General features: G+C 73.2%; 15 protein-coding genes. All 15 read left to right on the forward strand.

What is annotated here, in order from left to right; translation table 11 throughout:
• Window positions 1–1,539 precede the first annotated feature (1,539 nt).
• Window positions 1,540–2,343: a hypothetical protein gene (locus ABT070_RS37785; protein WP_351767442.1), complete on the forward strand. Its 804-nt coding sequence runs from the start codon at window positions 1,540–1,542 to the stop codon at window positions 2,341–2,343.
• Window positions 2,344–2,426: 83 nt separating this feature from the next.
• Window positions 2,427–3,560 carry a hypothetical protein gene (locus ABT070_RS37790; protein WP_351767443.1) on the forward strand — a complete coding sequence of 378 codons (1,134 nt, stop codon included), beginning with the start codon at window positions 2,427–2,429 and terminating at the stop codon, window positions 3,558–3,560.
• 22 nt (window positions 3,561–3,582) lie between these two features.
• Complete coding sequence (locus tag ABT070_RS37795; protein ID WP_055645540.1) at window positions 3,583–3,975, forward strand: hypothetical protein; 393 nt, start codon at window positions 3,583–3,585, stop codon at window positions 3,973–3,975.
• A 2-nt stretch (window positions 3,976–3,977) separates the two neighbouring features.
• A complete protein-coding gene (locus ABT070_RS37800) occupies window positions 3,978–4,256 on the forward strand; it encodes a hypothetical protein (protein WP_351767444.1) in 279 nt (92 codons plus the stop codon).
• Window positions 4,257–4,259: 3 nt separating this feature from the next.
• The gene (locus ABT070_RS37805) at window positions 4,260–4,760 is read left to right on the forward strand and encodes a hypothetical protein (RefSeq protein WP_351767445.1); all 501 of its coding nucleotides are present in this window, start codon (window positions 4,260–4,262) and stop codon (window positions 4,758–4,760) included.
• A 42-nt stretch (window positions 4,761–4,802) separates the two neighbouring features.
• Window positions 4,803–5,153 carry a hypothetical protein gene (locus ABT070_RS37810; protein WP_351767446.1) on the forward strand — a complete coding sequence of 117 codons (351 nt, stop codon included), beginning with the start codon at window positions 4,803–4,805 and terminating at the stop codon, window positions 5,151–5,153.
• A complete protein-coding gene (locus ABT070_RS37815) occupies window positions 5,150–6,856 on the forward strand; it encodes a hypothetical protein (protein ID WP_351767447.1) in 1,707 nt (568 codons plus the stop codon). The genes ABT070_RS37810 and ABT070_RS37815 overlap by 4 nt, the downstream gene beginning before the upstream one ends.
• Entirely contained in the window at window positions 6,856–7,200 is a 345-nt protein-coding gene (locus tag ABT070_RS37820; protein ID WP_351767448.1) for a hypothetical protein, read from the forward strand. Before ABT070_RS37815 ends, ABT070_RS37820 begins: the two co-directional genes overlap by 1 nt.
• A gap of 14 nt (window positions 7,201–7,214) precedes the next feature.
• Entirely contained in the window at window positions 7,215–7,613 is a 399-nt protein-coding gene (locus ABT070_RS37825) for a contractile injection system sheath initiator (RefSeq protein ID WP_351767449.1), read from the forward strand.
• Window positions 7,614–7,616: 3 nt separating this feature from the next.
• Window positions 7,617–8,927 (forward strand): baseplate J/gp47 family protein, encoded by a 1,311-nt coding sequence (locus tag ABT070_RS37830; protein WP_351767450.1) that lies wholly within the window; start codon window positions 7,617–7,619, stop codon window positions 8,925–8,927.
• Window positions 8,924–11,131: a hypothetical protein gene (locus ABT070_RS37835; protein WP_351767451.1), complete on the forward strand. Its 2,208-nt coding sequence runs from the start codon at window positions 8,924–8,926 to the stop codon at window positions 11,129–11,131. The genes ABT070_RS37830 and ABT070_RS37835 overlap by 4 nt, the downstream gene beginning before the upstream one ends.
• Window positions 11,128–11,745 carry a hypothetical protein gene (locus tag ABT070_RS37840; protein ID WP_351767452.1) on the forward strand — a complete coding sequence of 206 codons (618 nt, stop codon included), beginning with the start codon at window positions 11,128–11,130 and terminating at the stop codon, window positions 11,743–11,745. Before ABT070_RS37835 ends, ABT070_RS37840 begins: the two co-directional genes overlap by 4 nt.
• 12 nt (window positions 11,746–11,757) lie before the next feature.
• Window positions 11,758–12,744 carry a hypothetical protein gene (locus ABT070_RS37845; protein WP_351767453.1) on the forward strand — a complete coding sequence of 329 codons (987 nt, stop codon included), beginning with the start codon at window positions 11,758–11,760 and terminating at the stop codon, window positions 12,742–12,744.
• A 16-nt stretch (window positions 12,745–12,760) separates the two neighbouring features.
• Entirely contained in the window at window positions 12,761–16,468 is a 3,708-nt protein-coding gene (locus tag ABT070_RS37850) for a hypothetical protein (protein WP_351767454.1), read from the forward strand.
• Window positions 16,465–18,021, forward strand: coding sequence for a hypothetical protein (locus ABT070_RS37855; RefSeq protein ID WP_351767455.1), 1,557 nt, complete (start codon window positions 16,465–16,467; stop codon window positions 18,019–18,021). The genes ABT070_RS37850 and ABT070_RS37855 overlap by 4 nt, the downstream gene beginning before the upstream one ends.
• Window positions 18,022–18,085: the final 64 nt, after the last annotated feature.

An 18,085-nucleotide genomic window follows, 5' to 3' on the forward strand; every position in this document is an offset into this window, starting at 1 on the left:
CGACGCGGATCTCGTAGCGCATGAGCTGCTCTCCCCGGGATGGCCTGGGACTGGCGGGCTGCGCACTCACCCCTGCGATCGTCCGCCCCCGCGGGGCGTCCGGCCTCGCCCGCAGCGGGCGATAGTCGAAGGCCCGGCCTCCTAGGCCGTCGCCACAGGCATCACAGTCGTCAGGTACGAAGTCCATACCTGCACCCAGCAGCCGACCGATCCCGCCTCGGCTTGCACGCCACGCTCGAGCGGCTGGAGCAGCCCCGCTGGGCGCTGGCCCCCTCCCATGGCATCGTCCACGTCCCGCTGCCCTGCCCCACCTGCGGCTGGGCTGAAAAACACGCCGAACGTACCCGCCTGGACATCCACGGCTGGGCGGCGCCGTATGCACAGCCGAGTGCACCGACCATGGTCCCTATGAGTACCGGTCGCCGCGCATCACGGCCCGCATCGCCCTGTCCGACGGCCCCGGTGGACACGCCACCAGTCGGCCGCCGCCGGTAGCAGCCAGCGCGCTCCCCTTTTGGCCCCACCCCGTGCCAGGACGGCCAGCCGCAGGCACCACTGTGGGCCCCAAGGGGGGGGCAGCCATGCATCCCTTGGGGCCCGGCTGTGGGCGCGCGGTTCAACGAGACAGCGACAACCGCGTCACGCGTGCGCTGGCAGGTCTCCGGTTGGCCCCCGCAGCCTTTCTTGGCCTGGGCGGACTCCATCTGGTGCTCCCTATCCCTGCTCGAGGTCACATACGTCCCGCCACGGCACGCCGCCCGACACCCTGTGTACGCCCGCGATTGATGCGCTTTCCGGCACAACCGGCCCGCTGCCTGCCGGGCAGGCAGCCGCTGACCTCGAGCGAGGACGGAATCAGTGGGCGGTCGTCGCCGATCAGTGAGTGGGCGGTGAACCGACGGCGTGGACGCGGCTGGAGGCCTCGAGGTGATCACGGCGCCGACCGGTTGGGCGGCGGCATGCTCGATGACGCGCAGGAGTTCACGGTCCCAGGAGTGTCGTGGTCCACGCGGCGGTTGACCCGGCCATCTTCCGCTTCGCCGGCGACGGGCTCGCCCCCGCCGAGACGCTGATGGTCGGCGACGGCCGTCCGCCGACGGCGGCCCGCTGGCACTCGGCGCCCGGGCGCACGTCGTCGAACACCTTCCCATCGACCGGCGGCCCGACGGTCTGCGCCCGGTCTTCGGGCTGCTGGGTGACACCGGCCGCGTCTGAGGGGACGTGCGTTGACGGCGGGACGGCGTCGAATACACATGAGGTGGCGTCAGGACCCTTGCGACATCTGGGAATTGCCGACGGCCCAACCGTACGCACGCCCCGGCGCACAATCCCCCACCAGGCTCGCGCGCTCGCCCGAAGGGGCGGGGGAGGGCATCGAAAACGTCGATCGCGGCGCAATCACCCGATCGGTGCCTCCTCTCCTCCGCACGGAGTAGGAGGCATTGTGACGTGGTGTGCGGACGTGCGTCCCTATGTCTTGCCGCATGCCGGAACAGCGCCTTCGCTCCGCGGTCCGCCGCGGCGCGAAAGGACGCGTGCATGGGTGTCATCCAGGACCGGGCCATGGCCCGGCTCGCCGACCCGGTCTTACTCGGCGCGCTGCTCCGACCCCGGGCCCGGTTCCTTGTCGAGCGCACCCATGAGCTGGAGTACGAGCGGATCGACTCGGTGGCGGAGCTGCGGGTCCGGAAGGTCGCGGCGCAGTGGCCGGTCTTCCCGCTCGACGCCCGCCGGGGCACCTGGAGTCAGGTTGTCCCGGGCACGACGCTGTCAGACTTCCGCTGGGAGGGCGAGACGGCCGAGCCGGCGTGGATCGACGTCCTCGCCGAGTTGGAGATCGACGTCGTCGCCGAGACCGACCCGGGCGGCCTCGACTCCCTCGTGGTCAAGGCCGTCGACGCGTACGACACCCTGGACGAGTTCCGTGACCAGTTCCGTTTCTTGGACCTGGACGCGTTCATGGGCAGCCACGGGCTCGTCACCGTGGAGGACCTCCGCGAGTCGGGCGAGTACCTCCGCACGGAGGTGAAGCTGCGCCGGCCGCCCGTCTTCGACCCGGGGCACCCCGCCAACCGGCGGACCGTCGCCGTGGACGTCGCCGTGGTCGTCGGCGCCACCGACGACGTCGCGGGGGCGGTACGGGCGGCCCGTCTGGTCGCCGCCGCGGCCCGCGACCGCCCGCTGCCGCCGGGGTCCTTCGGGGTGCGCGTCGCGCCGTACGCGCTCGTCGCCGCCTTCCCGGCCCCCGTACCGCTGCCGCCGCCCGCCGAGCCGGGGCTCACCCGGGCGCAGATCGAGAGTCTGCTGGAGGGCGCGGGCATGGCGGCGGTGTTCCTGACCTGACGCGATCGCCGCCTGCGGGCCTGTCCGGGCCACCGGTCGGCGAGCCCCGAAGACCCTCCCCGTTCCGGAAGGAAGCAGGTCCCATGCCCGACAGTCCCGTCCGCTACGTCCGCGTCAAGACCGAGGGCGTCCCCTTCGCCCCCGCCGTCCGTGCCTTCGGCAACGTCGGCATCATCGGCGTCGCGACCCCGTCGGCCAACCCTCCCGCGGACTTCCTCCCGCCCAACGTCCCCCACCTGTTCACTGACGTCAACGAGGCTCGCAGGATCGCCACCGGCGCCCTCGGCGAGGCAATCGCGACGGCCCTCGTCCAGGAGCCGGGACCCAGCGAGGTCTGGGGCGTACGGCTCGCCCAGTCCAACGCCTACGACGACGCGCTCGCCAAGATGGGCACGGTCAACGTGCAACTGGTCCTCTTCGCCGGCACCGCACTGGCCCTCAGTACTCCGACGGGAGGCCAGCCGACACCCACCCCCGCCATCGTGAAGCTGGCCGAGCACGTCGTCGCCCCCGTGGCCGACGGCATGGAGCGCATCGGCGTCGCGATGCTCGCCAAGGGCGCCGCCGACCCCGCCGTGGTGGTCGGCAGCCTCGTCAGCGAGCGCATGGTGTACGTGGCGCACAAGAGCGACGACGACGTCGCCGCAGCCGTCGCCGGCACCATCGCGGGCCACGAGCCGCACGTCTCGCTGCTCCTGAAGCAGGTCAAGGTGAGTTCCGAGGCGTTCACCGCCCAGGAACTCATCAAGCTGAACGACTCCGAGGGCGCGAACACCGGCGGCCCGGCCGGCAAGGGCGTCAACTGGCTGGTCGACCCGCCGCTCATCCCGGGCGCCGGGGTCTACCTCGGCGAGGGCTACACGGGCAATCCCGGAGGCAAGAAGTACATCGACATCGTCCGCACCGTCGACGACGTCACCTTCCGGCTCAAGGCCCGGCTCATCGGCACCATCGGCAACCTCCGCATCAGCCGCTCCGGCCTGCGCGGACTCGTCGCCGAGATGGAGACCGTCCTCGAACCCCTGCGCAGGGCCGAGGTCATCGAGGAGTACGAGATCGTCGTCCCCATCCTCTCCCTGCTCGACAAGTCGCAGCGCACCCCGGCCGAGGACGCCCTCGTCCAGGCCGCCCAGACCGAACGCGCCGCCGAGGCCATGGTCCGGGTCGACTACGCGGGGGCGGTCCACCGCATCAACATCACGCTCAAGTTCGACTGATCCGACCAAGGAGCCGTTTCCCATGTCCGACTGGAACACCCGGCTGGAAGTGAAACTCGCCGGCCGGACGATCTCGCCGATCACCAACTTCTCCCCATCGTTCAACGTGCCGCACACGGTGATCCACAGCCTGGAGGCGGACGGCGTCGGCTATGTGCGCCAGCCGTTCACCTTCACCTTCACCCTTACCATCCCGGCCATCGCGTCCGCCGTCGCGGACCTCACCGAACTCGCCGTCAACGGAGGAGAGTTCGCCATCGCGGTCGCCGAGAAGAAGGGCAACGACTGGGCGTTCTCCTCGCTCAAGTTCAGCCGCTGCGTGGTGAGCGCCGCCCAGCCCAGCAACATCACCGTCGACGGCGTCCCGCAGGCCACCTTCACCTGCATGGCCCTCAACGTCGGCGTGGAGGACTGACCGTGACCCGCGAGACCTCCGACGACGCCACCGCAGCGGCGGACCGCCCCGGCGACCGGGTGGAGCGCACCGGCATCGCCCTCGTCCACGAGGGCGAGTACATCGTGCCCGCTCCCGGCAGCGAGGCCGTGGTCTCCCACCGGGGCGACGGCGGCCAGGTCGTTCACTACCACTTCCCTGTCGAGGTGGAGGTGGTCGGCGCCCTCCAGGATCACCACGTCCGGCGGATCGCCGCGCACGTCTTTGAGGAACTCGACCGTGAACTCGGCAGCCGGGGGTAGCCCGTGGCGGACAAGGTGCTCGTCGGCACGATTCCCCTGCTGTACGTGCAGAGCATCACCATGACCGAGGGGTACCGGGTCGAGCGGATCCTGGGCAGCAGGTTCTCCCAGGCCACCCAGCCGTCCACGAAGACCCTGACCATCGAGGCGGTGCTGCTCGGCCCGGACCGCTTCGCGACGAAGAAGGCCCTGGAGGTGCTCGCGCTCACCTCGCGGGCGCTGCTCTCCGCCGCCGGACCGGCGCTCGCCGCCACCGGCATCCCCGTGGTGTGCGGGCTCACCCTCAGCCTCGACATGCAGATGACCGACCTGCGGTTCGCGCAGAGCGTGCAAAAGCGGGACGCCTTCGACCTGTCCATGACCCTCCAGTACGTGCCCCGCTCCAGCCTGAGCGCGCTGATCGGCGAGGCCGTCGACCTGGCGCTCGCCGCTGGGAGCCCCGGCGTCCCCTCCATACCAGCCCCCGGGGCCGTACCGCGCTCACCCGGCCCCCCGCTCCTCTGACCCAGCCCCACGACCAGCCGCCCCGTCCCGAGAGGAAGCCTGATGCAGGCGAGTTTGCCCGTCGACGCCGACGAAGGATTTCCGCAGTCCTTCCGGCTGCGCTTCGGCGAGCGCGTCTACCGGATCGAGTTGTACGTCAACGCCGCCGAGGAGACGGTGGCCGCGGGCGGGGTGCTCGACCTGCTCGGCGGCGGGCCGTTCCTGGTGATCGCCGTGGCCCGCGAGGAACCCGGCGGACTCGTCCCGCTGCTGCGCCGCAAGGCCGTTCGCGACCTGCCTTGCCCGGCCGGCGAGCTCCAGCTCGTCTTCCGGGAGGCCCGCGTCGACGTGCGCAACCTCAACGGCACCGGCAGCTACGGCTCGAAGGTCCTCGCGGGGGTGGGCGCCCGATGAGCTTCGCCATCCGCTACAGCCTCACCGTCGCCGAGGAAGAGGGCACCGGGCCCCTCTCGGGCCTCCTCGCCGAAGCCGACGCCGCCGCCGGGGCCGCCGGACCACTCGCGGCCCTCGGCGGCCTCACCACCCTGCCGTTGACCGTCTCCAACGACGTCCTCGGCGGCTCCCTGGTCCTCGACGCCGACATCACCGTCACCATGGGCGAGGGCGCCGTCGCGAGCACCTTCGAGGCGGTCCTCGTCAACCTCCCCGCCGAGACCGTCACGACCCTGCGCGACGCTCTCGCCCGCCGCCCGCTCGCCGCCACCGTCCGGCTCGGCTACTTCGACGACCCCTCCGCCGGCCGCCGCCCCGTCATGACGGGCCGGATCGTCCGACTGAACTCCTGGGTCGCCGAGGACGGCCTCAGCAGGGTTCGGCTCACCGGCCAGGACGCCGGCGGCTACGCCCTGCGCATGACCTCCGTCGCCGTCCACCGCGCCGAGTCCACCGAGGCCCTGGAGTTCGCCGAGAAGGTCGTCAAGGCCGCCGGACTCACCCTCGCCGAAGGCTCCGAGCTGGCGACACCGCTCACCGATCACACCGTCCGCAACCCCACCGCGCTCGGCGCCCTGCGCGAGCTCGCCGACACCGCCCGCGCGCCCGTCGTCATCCGCGACCGGCGCGTCCTGATCGGCCCCTCCGTCGGCACCGACGACCCCGCCCCGGTTGCCTTCGACCCGGAGGTCAACCTCGTCTCGTACGGCGACGCGCAGGGCGAGGAGACCCTCGTCGTGGCACCCGGCGAGGAACGCCCGCCGACCCGGAACTCGCTGAACCTGGTCGTCCTCGGCCACCCCGACCTGCGGGTCGGCCAGGTCGCCGCCTTCCGCCGCTTCCCCGACGCCCCCACTGGAACGCTCCGCGTCAACCGGCTCGTTCACCGCTTCGGCGTGCGCACCGGCTACGTCTGCGAGGTCCAGCTCGTCGCCGCGCGCGCCGGGGAGTTCGTCGAGGCCGTCGACGGCGTCCGTGCCGTCACCGACCGCCTCGACGCCGGCGCCGAACGCGCCCTGCTCGCCCGCCCCTCCGTCGACGTCGGCGAGGTCAGCGCCTACAAGACCGCCGGCCACCAGGTCTCCCTGCGCTACGGGCAGTCCCCGCCGCCCTCCATGAGCATGCCCAGCGTCGCCGGACCCGTCGGCGAGGACGTCCTGCTCGACAAACCCGTCGCCGCGCCCTTCGCGTTCGGCCCGTGCGGGCTCATGACGCCCGTCTACCCCGGCATGCGCGCGCTGCTCGCCCACAACCGCAACCTCGTCAACGACGCCGCCGTCGTCGGCTGGCTCTGGCCGCGCACCCCCGGCGCTCGGGCGCCCTCGCCCGAACCCGGCGACTACTGGCTCGCCCTGCCCACCGGCACCGGCTCCGACGGGCAGCCCACCGGCCCCGGCGTCAACGACCTCACCGACGCCAAGGGCGGCCGGATCGTCCAGGCCCGCGGCCTGCACGTCCTCGTCGGCACACCGAAACTGCCGCAGGTCGGCACCCGCCCCACCCCGCCCGACGATGACTCCGTCACCATCGAGCACCACACCGGCACCATCATCGCGATCGACCCCTCCGGAGCCGTCACCGTCCGCACGGAGGGCAGCGGCATCACGCTGACCAACGGGACCGTGAGCCTGTCCCTCGACGGCGCCTCGGTCCAGGTGACGTGATGCCCGAAGTCCTCACCACCGCCTCCGTCCTCACGTGTGCCCACGGCGCCACCCTCCTCACCACCGCCTCGCAGACCGCGCTGACCGTCGACGGCGCCGCCGCCCTGCTCGTCACCGACCTGCTCGGCGCCACCGTCCCCGCCTGCCCCAACACCGACGCCGCCAAGGGCCAGACGCCCTGCGTGAAGGTCACCGCCGTCAGCGTCGGCGCCAGCCGGCTGCTCAAGGTCAACGGCACTCCCGTCGCCCTCGCCACCGCGAAGGGCACCACCCAGGCCACCCCCGTCCTCCCCTTCGCCTGGCAGGTCCAGGACGCGGGCCAGACCCTGCTCCGTACGGACTGAGGAGCCGCAAGCCCATGACCACCCCCGCACCGCCCGAACCCCTCGGCCACAGCCTGCTCCTCGACGACGGCGACCTCGTCGTCCGCGGCGGCGGCCTCGCCGAGGTGCACGGCCTCGCCAACCTCGTCCAGGCCCTCACGCTGCGCCTGCTCACCCCGTACGGCAGCGACTCCTGCGACCACCGCTACGGGCTCAGCGCCGGGCAGGCCTTCACCCACCCCGGCGGCACCCGCGTCGTCAAGGACCTGCTGCGCCTTGAGATCGTCCGCACCCTGGCCGCCGACCCACGGGTGCGGGAGGTCGCCGACGTTACCTTCACCGAGGACCCCGCCGTCCGGGTCCTGACCGTCCGGGTCCTCGTCGAGGCCCTCGACGGCCGGACCACCGCCCTGACCGCCGAAGTGGAGGTGTGAACCATGGCGTACGGCGTGACTCCCGACGGCTTCGTCCTCAAGGGTCTCGACGTGATCCTCGCCGAGAGCAAGGCCCGTACCAGGGCCGCCCTCGGTGCCGATGTCGACCTGTCGCCCACCAGCCCCCTCGGCAAGATCCTGGAAGTGGTCGCCCAGGAGGACGCCGAACTGTGGAAGCGGATGGAGGCCCTCTACTACGGGCAGTTCACCGCCACCGCCGACGGCGCCGCCCTCGAACTCCTCGGCGACGACGCGGGACTCGCCCGCCACGCCGCCCGCCGTGCCGGAACCGTCGCGCTCACCCTGGCCGGCGGCGTCCCCGGCCGGACCTACGTGGTGCCCGAGGCGACCGTCCTGCTCGGCGACGGCGACCCCGCCCGGGCCTTCGCCACCACCGCCCCCGTCGAACTGACCGCCGCCGCCCCCGCCCGTACTGTACGGGTCCTCGCCGTCGACCCCGGGGAGGCCCCGGTCGCCGCCGGGACCGTCGACGACGTGCACCCGGCGCACCGCGCCCAGTACTTCGCCGACTGGCTGCCCGCCGCGCTCGTCGTCACCAACCCGGCACCCTTCGACGAGCTGCTCCCCGAGGACGACGACGCCTACCGCGCCCGGATCATCGCCCTCCCGCGCGCCCTGTGGACCGTGGAGAGCGTGCGGCAGGCGGCCCTGGGCGTGCCCGACGTCCTCGACGCCCGCGTCTCCGACCCGCTCGGCGGCATCGACGTCTCCCAGGCCTACTTCGGCGGCTTCGACTTCGGCGGGCGTACCTTCAGCGACGAACGCAGGGTCGGCGAACCGTACTTCGCCGAGGTCGCCGTCGCCCACCGCGGCCTGCGCCCCTGGCGCACCCTGCCCGCCCCGGGCTCCGTGACCGGCGTGTACGAGCTCGTTGAGGTCGCCGTCGACCGGGTCCGGCCGATCGGCGTCCATGTGGACATCGTCGAGGCGGACCACATCGACGTCGCCGTCCGCGCCGAGATCGTCCTCGCCGCCGGCTTCGACGGCGCCACCGTCGTCGACCGCATCCGGGCCCGCCTCACCGCCGACATCGGCCGGCTCCGGCTCGGCGACGACGTGCTCTACTCCCGCGTGATGTGCGCCCTCGCCGAACAGCCAGGCGTCGACGACGTCCGCCGGCTCCATCTGCGGCGCTGTCCGCCCGCCTTCGGGCGCTTCGGCTTCGGCGGCGTCGTCTACCAGCTCGGCACCGTCGAGGCCGCCGTCGGCGAGTCCCTCGCCATGGGCCCCACCGAGATGGCCGTCTTCGCCGCCGACCCCGCCCTTAGCAGCATCGAGGTGGTCGGCCGATGAGTGACACCCTCGACACGGCCACCCCCGCCGTCGCACCCGACCCGCCCCGGCTCGCCGCCGCTGACATGGCCGCGCGGCTCACCCTGCCGTTCGCACGCGGCGCCGACCGGCTGCGGCTCGTGGTGCGGGGCACGGCCGTCGACCTGTACGACTTCCAGCTGCACACCGCGCAGTTCGGCGTCACACCCCGCCCGCTGTACATCCTTCAGGCCCGCCAGGACGTCCCCGCCGGGACCACTGTCACCCTCGGCGTACGGGGCGGCCCGGCGCTGTCGCTGCCACTGCCCGACGGGCTCACCGCCGGCACCTCCGTCCCCCTCCCCGACGGCACCGGCCTCCTCACCGGCATCCAGTCCGGCCTCGCCGGACCCCAGGAGACCTGGTGGCAGCTCACCGCCCTCCTCGGCACCATGGGCCGGCTGCTGTGGGCCGTCGGCTGGGAACGCGACCACCTGCGCCGCCAGCTCTCCCGCACCGCCGCCCAGCGTCCTCTCGCCCACGCCTTCGGCGTCCACCTCGACCGCAACGGCGCGGGCCTCGGCGTCGTCCGCGCCCCCGGCGAGACCGACACCGCCTACCGGCGCCGCCTCACCGTCGCCTGCCGCTGGACCCTGCCCACCCCCGTCGGACTCCTCGCCGCCCTCAACGACGCCGTCGGCCCCGTCGACGGCGTCGCCGACCCCCTCGTCCTCGACGACACTGACGCCGAACTCCGCCGCGGCCTGCTGCCGCTGCGGGTCGCCCCCCTCGACCTGCCGCCCGGACAGAGCGTCGACCTCCTCGGCACCGTCGGCACCGACCTGCCCCGGCCTCCCGTCGAGGAGGCCTTCCACCCCGGCCTCCTGGTCGCCCTGTCCCCCTCCGCCGCCGAATCCCGGCCCCTCCCCGGCACCCCTGACCCGCTCCTCGTCCAGTCCGTCGTCGTCGCTGCCATCGCCCGGCTCAACCTCTTCGCCTCGCGGTCCGTCGTGCACGCCGGGTACGACCCGAGGGCCGCCGACGCCCGCGCCACCGGCCGCGCCGTCCTCCTCAGCCACGACACCATCCCCAGCGAACGGATCGCCGCCCTCGCCCACTGGTCCGGATTCGACCTGGTCACCCACCGACCGGACGGACTCGTCTACGCCGAGTGCGCCCCCGGCGAGCTCCTCGGCATGGACACCGGGGACGGCGCCCTCCCCGTTGACGGGACGATCACCCTCTCCGTACGGCCCCTCACGCCGCCGCCCGGCTCACTCGTCCGCTGGTACGTGCTGCGCAGCGGCGCGGGCCGCGGTGAACTCGTCGGCCCCACCGAAGGCACCTCCGTCGTCCTCCGCGGCAAGGCCGCCGGCCGAGTCGTCGTGGTCGCCGAACTCCGCCTCGCCGACCTCACGGCCTCCGCCACCCGCGAGATCGTCGTCCGTCCCGTCACCGTCGCCGACAACACCGCGATCGGCGCCGACGGCACCCTCGACCCGGCCCCGCCCTCGCCCATGCCGCCCGGCGAGGGCCTCCATCCCGCCTTCCTCGTACGTCACGACGACCCCGCCCACACCGAGTACGGCACCGACGCGGAGACCCACCGGATGCGCCGCGAGGTCGCCGAACACCTCGACGCGCTCATCGCCCTCGTGCCTTCGGCCACCACCGGCAAGCTGGCCGTCCGCAGGGACCTCGGCGCGACGGCGAGCCCCCTCGCGAAGGAGGCGCGCGAACTGCGTCTCAGCCATCCGGGCCTGCCCCCGGGGACGCTCGGCGCGCTCGCCCACCGGGCCGGCTTCAGCTACGTCCGCGTCGCCGGGGGAGTCGTGACGGTATCCCAGGAACACCAGGACCCGGTCAGGGTCACCGCGCCCGGGCTCTTCCGCGACATCCTGCCGATCGGCACCACCGTGCCACTGACCGTGACCCCCTCGCCCGCAGAGATCGGCGCCGCCGGAGTGCCCGGCTGGTCCACCGGCGACGGAGCGGCCGCCCTCCTGACCACCGCCCCCGGCACGATGTCCGTACGCGGCGAACACGGCGGCCCCGCCTGGGTGCAGGCCTCCTACCGGATGGGCGACAGAACCGGCGCCTACCAGCTCACAGTCCGGCTTCGCCCCGAACTCGCCGGCCACACCCTGCCGCCCGCCACCCGATCCCTGATCGTCCAGCTCCTCGACGACCTGCGCCCCCTGGGCGTCGAGGTCGTCACCCGTCTCCTGCCCGGAGGGAACCCGTGACCGACATCGTCTTCAGCCCCGGCTTCAAACACGTGCCATGGGTGGACAACCGCGACCGCGTGGCCGCGAGCGGGCAGAACGGCTTCAACGTGCGCTTCGACTCGATCCAGCGGGACCTGGAGAGCCTGTCGAAGGTGGTGAGGCAGATCGACACGGGGCTGAAGGCGGTGGGGCAACGGCCGACGGTGAAGCGGCTGCTGTCCCTGGCGCCGACGTTCTCACCCGTGCAGAACAAGACGCCGTGGGTGCTCGACTCGAGCGGTGTGGCGCTCCGGACGAGCGCGACGTCCACGGACCTCGGGGGGTTCCTGTCCGTCACGCCCCCCGATGGCGTCCAGCTGCTCGCCCTGCGGGCCACCGGAACGAACGCAGGCAACGGCAACCTGAAGGTCACCCTCTACCGCAGCTCGCTCGCCGTCACCGGCCCGCCCGAGCAGATCGCCCAGGCGCAGTGCTCCGGCGGCCCCTTCGGCGATCCCGAGCCGGTCCAGCCAGACAAGTCCCGGGTCGACATGTCCCGCTTCCACTACTTCGTCGAGGCGGGTCTGACCGACGCCACCCCCGGGGGCAGCGTCTTCATCACCAGCGTCCAGCTCTCCTACAACGTCGACTGATCGGAGTTCCCCATGGCCGGAAACCTCTACATCCCCGTGGAAGACGCGGACGACGGAACGCAACGCCCGTATCCCACCAACACGGGCACGCCACCTTGGGCCAGCGCCAATATCCGGATCAGCTATCTGGGAGTCGAGGGCACGAAGGCCTACGCGCAGAAGGACAACAAGGTCGTGGTCCGAGTGAAGAACAAAGGCGCCCAGAGCATGGCGAACGTCAAGGTCCAGGCGTGGGTGTTCGAACCCGGCATCGGCATGAACCGCCCGGGTGACGCCATTTTCCCGTTCACCTACGAAGGCACGCAGACCCTCGATCCGAACGCCCGGGCCACGTTCACCATGAAAGAGGCCTGGAATCCCGGGCCCGAGGTACTCGGCGGGGCGGCCGAGAAGCACTTCTGCCTCATGGCCAACGTCTATCAGGCCGGAGGTGCCAACCCCGAGGGCAAGGAGCTGCTATACACGAACACAGACCCGAGCAACAAGGTCGACGTCGACAACAACCAGCATCACGGCCAGTGCAACATCGTGCTGCTGCCCGCCTCGCAGGCCCCGAGCGGCGGGGGTACGAACTCGAAGGTCCCCACGACGACCTTTCCGCCCAGGGGAGGGAGTGCTGAGTTCCGCGTCCGCGCCGACCATGTCACCACCAAACCCGAGGCCAGCCAGCTCGCCGTCCTCAAGGCCCATCCCGGGATCGTGCCCGGTGGGGGGACGGCTCCGGGAGGTCTGAGCCTGATGACCTCCAAGGGGCCCGTCCCCATCACGCTCAGCACCGAGACCCCGGGCTTCGACCTGCGGTCCGAGGTCATCCCTGGGCTCGACACGCCCTTCCGCTTCTCCGAGGACCGTCCGGACAAGATTCCCACCGACATCGAGGTCCGACTCCCCGAGGGCGCGCCGCTCGGCAGCCTGCACATCTTCGACCTCGGACTCTGGACCGAACGGGGCGACCTGGTCGGCGGCGCGCTCCGCGTGATGATCCTGGTCACCGAGTAGCGTCGGCCGGACCACGATGGAGACCCACGTCCACGTTCCGGTGAGGATCACCCTCACCGGCGAGCCCGGCCCCGACGAACTCGCCGCGCTCACCCGGCGGCTCACCGCGCTCGTCGCCGGGCGGCTCGCGCAGGCAGAGCGGGAGGTCGGGCGTGGGCGGCGGACGGCGGCGTGGGCGGACGGGGCCCTGGCTCGTGAGGTGCACGAGCCAGGGCGGGACAGGGACGGCGGCTACGCGGTGCCCTCGTACGCCGATTCCGGCCGTCGTACCAAGGTCCCGGTGCACGGCAAGGCGCCCTGGACCGTCGTCGGCACCGCCCGCGCCCGGATCGAGGTCGACCGGTTCCTCGGCCTCGTGGCGAAGGTGCTGCGGCGGCCCTTCCCGCAGGCCGAGCTGTACCGCTCGCTGACCGGCACCATCCGCGAGGCCGACGTCTGGCTGGTGCGCGTCGACAAGGCGTACGTGCCGGACGTGCTGGCGCAGGAGCTGGTGGTCAGAATCTCCGCGCAGGAGAAGGGGAAGGAGAAAGCGCTGTCGAAGGCGGAGCGGACCGAGCCCGCCTGGGCCATGTCCGCGTCCGAGGACGTGCTGCGGGGGCTCACCGAGGCCGACGAGAGGGGGACCGTCGCCGCCCGCATCCCGCACGTCCCCCTGGGGCACATCGTCTTCGCCGTCATGCGGCTGCCGCGCGTCGACTTCAAAGACGTCGCCGTCCTCGGCCCCGGCCTCTCGGTCACCATGCCGGTCCGCGAGGCCGGGTTCTGCGTGGACGAGACCGTCTTCGAGCGGGCCACCGGCCTGCCGTGGAGCCGCTACGCCGAGGAGTACGCGAACGATCCGGTCACCGTCTGGACCCGACCCGCCGTCCTGCGCGAGGCCTCCAACCCGGTGCGCACCCCCACGGGCATCGCACGCGAGCTCCTCCTCGCGCTGTTCGACCGCGACGCGGCCGACGGCCACCCGCACCTCGAACCGGCCTCCCGCCTCTTCGTCGCCCAGGGCGACGCCCTGCCCGGCGTGCCCGACGCCGTGCGGCAGGAGACCACGTGGCCGGACGCGCCGGGCGAGCGGGTGCTCTACTGCCGCGCCGTGCTCGACGTCACGGCCGAGACCCTCGGCGCCGCCATCTTCCGGCCGGTCGCCCGGAAGATGGCGGCCGACCTCGTCCCGCTGATCGGCGACGACGGCTTCGGCGCCGCCCTCGACGAGGTGCTCGCAGAGACACTCTCGCAGGCGCGCGGACAGTACGGCAGCCTCTTCGCATACGTGCTGAACAGCATCGAACGGCACGGAAAGCTGCGCGAGTTCTTCGACGCCGCCGACGCCACCCGGCGGTTCGCCCTGCGGCTGCGCCTGCTCCAGCAGTGCGAGGCCACCCGGTACGCGCGCCACGAGCGGGTACACGCCCTGCGTGCCGCCCTCGCCAAGGAGCGCGCGGTCACCACCGCCCACGCCTACACGGTCGGCACGACCTGGCAGGGAGCCGTGGAACTCGACCGGCGGCCGGACGGGGCCGTGTTCGCCGGGCAGCTCCTGGGGGACGTCGATCCCCTTTACCGCAAGACCCGCACCGTCACGCGCCCGAAGCCGGGCCGGGCCGAGGCGCTGCGCACCGCACTCCTCGCCGAGCGGGAGCGGATGATCGAGGACATCCTCGCCGGACGCGATCAACGCGTCTATGAGGCAGGGGAGTTCACCTCGGTCGCGGTGGAGCGGGCCGCGCGGGTGGCCCGGATCACCGCCGACGACTTCGAGACCGTCGAGGTCGAGTTCGGTATCAGGCTCCTGGAGGTGTACGACGCCCGGGAGCACGGACTCCCCTCCTACGAGGTGGGGTTCGAGATCGTGTCGCGGGTGGAGGGCTCCGGCACGGGGTGGGGGACCGCCGCCGGCCCCCTGCGCGAACCCGTCGGCGAGTTCGAGGCACGGCTCGTGCAATGGCGGCTCGGCCGGGCAGGCGAGGCCTACCGGATCGCGGGCTTCGCCGTGCTCGCCATCGGTGGCGTGGCCCTCGCCTGGGAGGCCGGAGTCGTCGCCTCGCTCGCCCAGTTGGGCGGGGGAATCCGTGCGGTGGGCGTCGGCATCGGTATCTCGGAAGGCATCTACCTGGTCAAGATCCTGCTTCGCCAGGAGGAGGCGACCGCCGGCGGATTCCTCATGGCCGCCGTCGACGGCTACCTCGGCGCCGTCGGCTACCGGATCGGCGGCGGGCTCGGGGATTGGGCCGGCGGCCGTATCGGCACCGCCGGCCTGCGCGGCCGGATCGCCTCCTGGATCACGACCAAGCTGATCACCGGCGCGGTGGGCGGCGCCGTCGGGGCGGCCCTGGAGACCCTCGCCCACGATGTCGTCGCCGCTCGCTGGTCGGGAATCAACGCCTACGTGGCCAAGATGGAGTTCCACGCCGTCGTCGGCATCGTCGCCGCCTTCACCGTCGAGCCGCTCCTGCACAGGCTCTGCACCCGAGCCGGGCCGACGTTGATCAAGGCCGCCCTGCTGACCCGCCTCCTCAGCGCCGAGGGCGTCACAGCCGAGCGATGGGCCGAGGCCATGACCCTGACCCGGCGGCGGATGGAACACGCCCTGAGCCAGAGCCTCCCGGAGGCGGAGGCGCAGGCCTGGGCGCGGGCGGTCGGCGACCGCGTCGACGAGGCGGCGGAGGGGCTCGCCCACGCCCGCCCGACGACCAACGCGTCGCGCGTCCCCGCGCGCATCACGCCGGTGCACGAGACGGCGGCGCATGAGACACCCGGGCCCGCGTCCGAGCGTGCTTCCGTCCCCGTCCCCGTACCAGCCGCCGAGGCCACGCCCATGATCGAGACCTCGGCGGCCGCCGAGGTCACGCCCCCCGTCGAGGTCACGCCCCCCGTCGCGGAGGCCCCCCGCCCCGCCGCCGAAACCGCCCGCCCGCGCCCCCAGCCCGCTTCAGCGTGGCCGAGCTGGGCGCGCCTCAAGGAGGCCTCGCTCACCGACGGGGAAGCCGCCCTGGACCGCCGGTGGTACGAGACGGCGCGCCTCGAGGAACTGCGCGCCCGCGAGGCCCACGACCCTGTGGCCAAGCAGGTCCTGGACGAACGATGGGGCGGCGCCAAGCGCCCGTACCAGCCCGAACGCCCCACCGACCCCGCCGTACAGGAGCAGCTGCGTGGTGACCTGCGCGCGGCGCGCGCCGCCGTCGAGGCCGTGCGGCGCCAGCTGGAGGCGGCCGGGCTGCGCAAACCGTCCACCCGTGAGCCGGCGGGATACCGGAAGCGCACCACTCGGGTCGGAGTGCAGTGGGTGGAGCCGACCGCCAAGGCCGCCGCCGGGTACGAGGGAACGATCGGCGTCGCCCGTTCCGACATCCCCGCCCTCGCCGGGGAGCTGTTCACCGGCGGCTCGCCGCTCGCCTTCGGCTCGTACGACCCCGGCCACGCCATCCGGCCGCCGGACAATGTCGTCGTCCCGCAGGCCCACGGGCATGCCGAGCAGGACCTCGGCCAGCAGATCGACGCCCGTCTCGCCCGCCTGACCGAGGCCGAACAGGCCGCCGCGCGCGGCCGCACCGTCTACATCCGGGTCGACCAGGAGGTCTGCACGATCTGCGCCGCCGCGCTCGGTGGCGGGACCCGCGCCGGAGTGCTCTCCCGGCTCAGTGCCCGCCACCCCGACATCGTCTTCGAGGTCACCGCCGACGACGTCAGCACGGTCTACCGGATCGTCGCCGGAAGGAGGGTGCGGTGACCACCGGCCCCCGCGAGCGCCGCTTTCACCCGCCCGAGCTGCCCGCCCGGCCCGAGGGCCTCGCCCCCGAGACGGCGCGGCTCCTGGAGCTCGCCGTCCGGCGGGCCCTGGCCGACGCGGTACAGATGGTCGTCGGCGTCCCGCCCGGCGGGACGCCGACGGCAGCAGCCGCCCCCGACGGGGCCCGCCCCGCCGTCGAGGAGTCCCGTGCGCCCGGGGAACGCATCTCCGCGGACGGCTACGAGGTGCCCAGCTACGCCGACGCCGGCCGCCCGGTCATCGTGCCGTTGCTCGACGGCCCCGGGCTGCCCGCGACCGGACCCGTCGGACGGCCCGCGGGCGGCCTGGGCCTCGCCGCCCACACCGGGAGCGGCGTGCGCGACCTCGGCGCCGGCGCCCGCCCCTGGGGCGCGCCCCGGAGCGCGCCCGCGCCGCCCGCGCCCGCGGGAGAGTGGGCGCCTGAGCGGCTCGCCACCCTGCGGACGCGCATGGGTGACGGGTTCCGGTACGCGCCGCTCGGCAGGATCTCCCTCGACCGCCTCACCGTCGGCTCCACCGAGCTCCCGCTCGTGCCCGTGCTCGGCGGCACCGGCCCGGAGCGGACGGTGGCCGACCGGCTCGGCGCTGGGGCCTTCTACCTCGACCCGCTCGCCCGCGAACGCCTCGGCCCGGCCGCCACGACGCTGCCCGGCGCGGGCTACGCCGTGCACCGGGTCACCGACGACGGGCACCGCCACGACACCGGGCTCCGCGTCGTCACCTCGGACACCGGCACCGTCCCGGCCGGCATCCTCGCGTGCACCGTCCCGTACGCAGGAGAGCTCGGTCCGGGACCGGACGCTCGCCCGCACCCCCTCGAAGGCGCCGACGGGGCCTGTCTGTTCAGCGGCCTCCTGTGGGGCGCCGATGAGCACCTGGACCAGATCGTCGAGTGCGTCGGCGCGCTCGCCGCGGCTGTGCGTCCCACCGGGCACGCCGGGGAAACGCTCTGGTTCTGGGGCGCGAGCGCCGACTGTGTCGAGCATCCGCAGGTCCTCGCCGAGCAGGGGCCCCGAGAGTTGCGCGAGATCTACCGGGAGAAGCTGGAGCAGGGCGAGTTCTTCGACGCGGGACGCGCCCTCTGCCAGATGGTCCTTACGCTCCTCAGCCTGCCTGGGCGCCTCCCCGTCCCGTACCGGCCCACCCTGCGGCGCGTCGCCGTGGCGGACCTCGGCGGCATCGGAGTGCGGGCCCTGGACGTGATCTGCTTCCTGCTCGGCGGGCCGCATGCCACGCTCACCGCCGAGGGCGCGCTGCTCGCCCTGGCGGGGGACCACGCCGTCCTCGTCGCCGTGCCGGGCGACAAGGGCACCCGGGCGCTCTCCCGTTCCGGGCTCGCCATGGCGCTGGAGGCGGGCGACGTGCCGCTCACCGTCGCCGAGACGGAAGAGGTGGCGCGGGCCCTCGGCGGGAGCCCGGGGACCGGGCCGCGAGAGCGGCGCGTCCGGCGCGAGGCGGCCCGCAGGGTCGGCGTGCCCGCGAGTCCCGACACCCCGCCCGTCATACCCAGTTGATCTTCGCCTTCCCCAGCAGCGGATCGTCCACCATCTCCCACAGCGGCACGGCCACGTTGCCGAT

Origin of the sequence: Streptomyces sp. NPDC002884 (assembly GCF_040295245.1) — a bacterium.
Classification (GTDB): domain Bacteria; phylum Actinomycetota; class Actinomycetes; order Streptomycetales; family Streptomycetaceae; genus Streptomyces.

What these genes read in the sequence shown, in the direction of transcription:
- ABT070_RS37850 (WP_351767454.1), top strand. Translation starts at nt 12,761, where the DNA reads ATGGAGACCCACGTCCACGTTCCGGTGAGGATCACCCTCACCGGCGAG.
- ABT070_RS37820 (WP_351767448.1), top strand. Translation starts at nt 6,856, where the DNA reads ATGCCCGAAGTCCTCACCACCGCCTCCGTCCTCACGTGTGCCCACGGC.
- ABT070_RS37795 (WP_055645540.1), top strand. Translation starts at nt 3,583, where the DNA reads ATGTCCGACTGGAACACCCGGCTGGAAGTGAAACTCGCCGGCCGGACG.
- ABT070_RS37790 (WP_351767443.1), top strand. Translation starts at nt 2,427, where the DNA reads ATGCCCGACAGTCCCGTCCGCTACGTCCGCGTCAAGACCGAGGGCGTC.
- ABT070_RS37835 (WP_351767451.1), top strand. Translation starts at nt 8,924, where the DNA reads ATGAGTGACACCCTCGACACGGCCACCCCCGCCGTCGCACCCGACCCG.
- ABT070_RS37810 (WP_351767446.1), top strand. Translation starts at nt 4,803, where the DNA reads ATGCAGGCGAGTTTGCCCGTCGACGCCGACGAAGGATTTCCGCAGTCC.
- ABT070_RS37845 (WP_351767453.1), top strand. Translation starts at nt 11,758, where the DNA reads ATGGCCGGAAACCTCTACATCCCCGTGGAAGACGCGGACGACGGAACG.
- ABT070_RS37825 (WP_351767449.1), top strand. Translation starts at nt 7,215, where the DNA reads ATGACCACCCCCGCACCGCCCGAACCCCTCGGCCACAGCCTGCTCCTC.
- ABT070_RS37815 (WP_351767447.1), top strand. Translation starts at nt 5,150, where the DNA reads ATGAGCTTCGCCATCCGCTACAGCCTCACCGTCGCCGAGGAAGAGGGC.
- ABT070_RS37785 (WP_351767442.1), top strand. Translation starts at nt 1,540, where the DNA reads ATGGGTGTCATCCAGGACCGGGCCATGGCCCGGCTCGCCGACCCGGTC.
- ABT070_RS37830 (WP_351767450.1), top strand. Translation starts at nt 7,617, where the DNA reads ATGGCGTACGGCGTGACTCCCGACGGCTTCGTCCTCAAGGGTCTCGAC.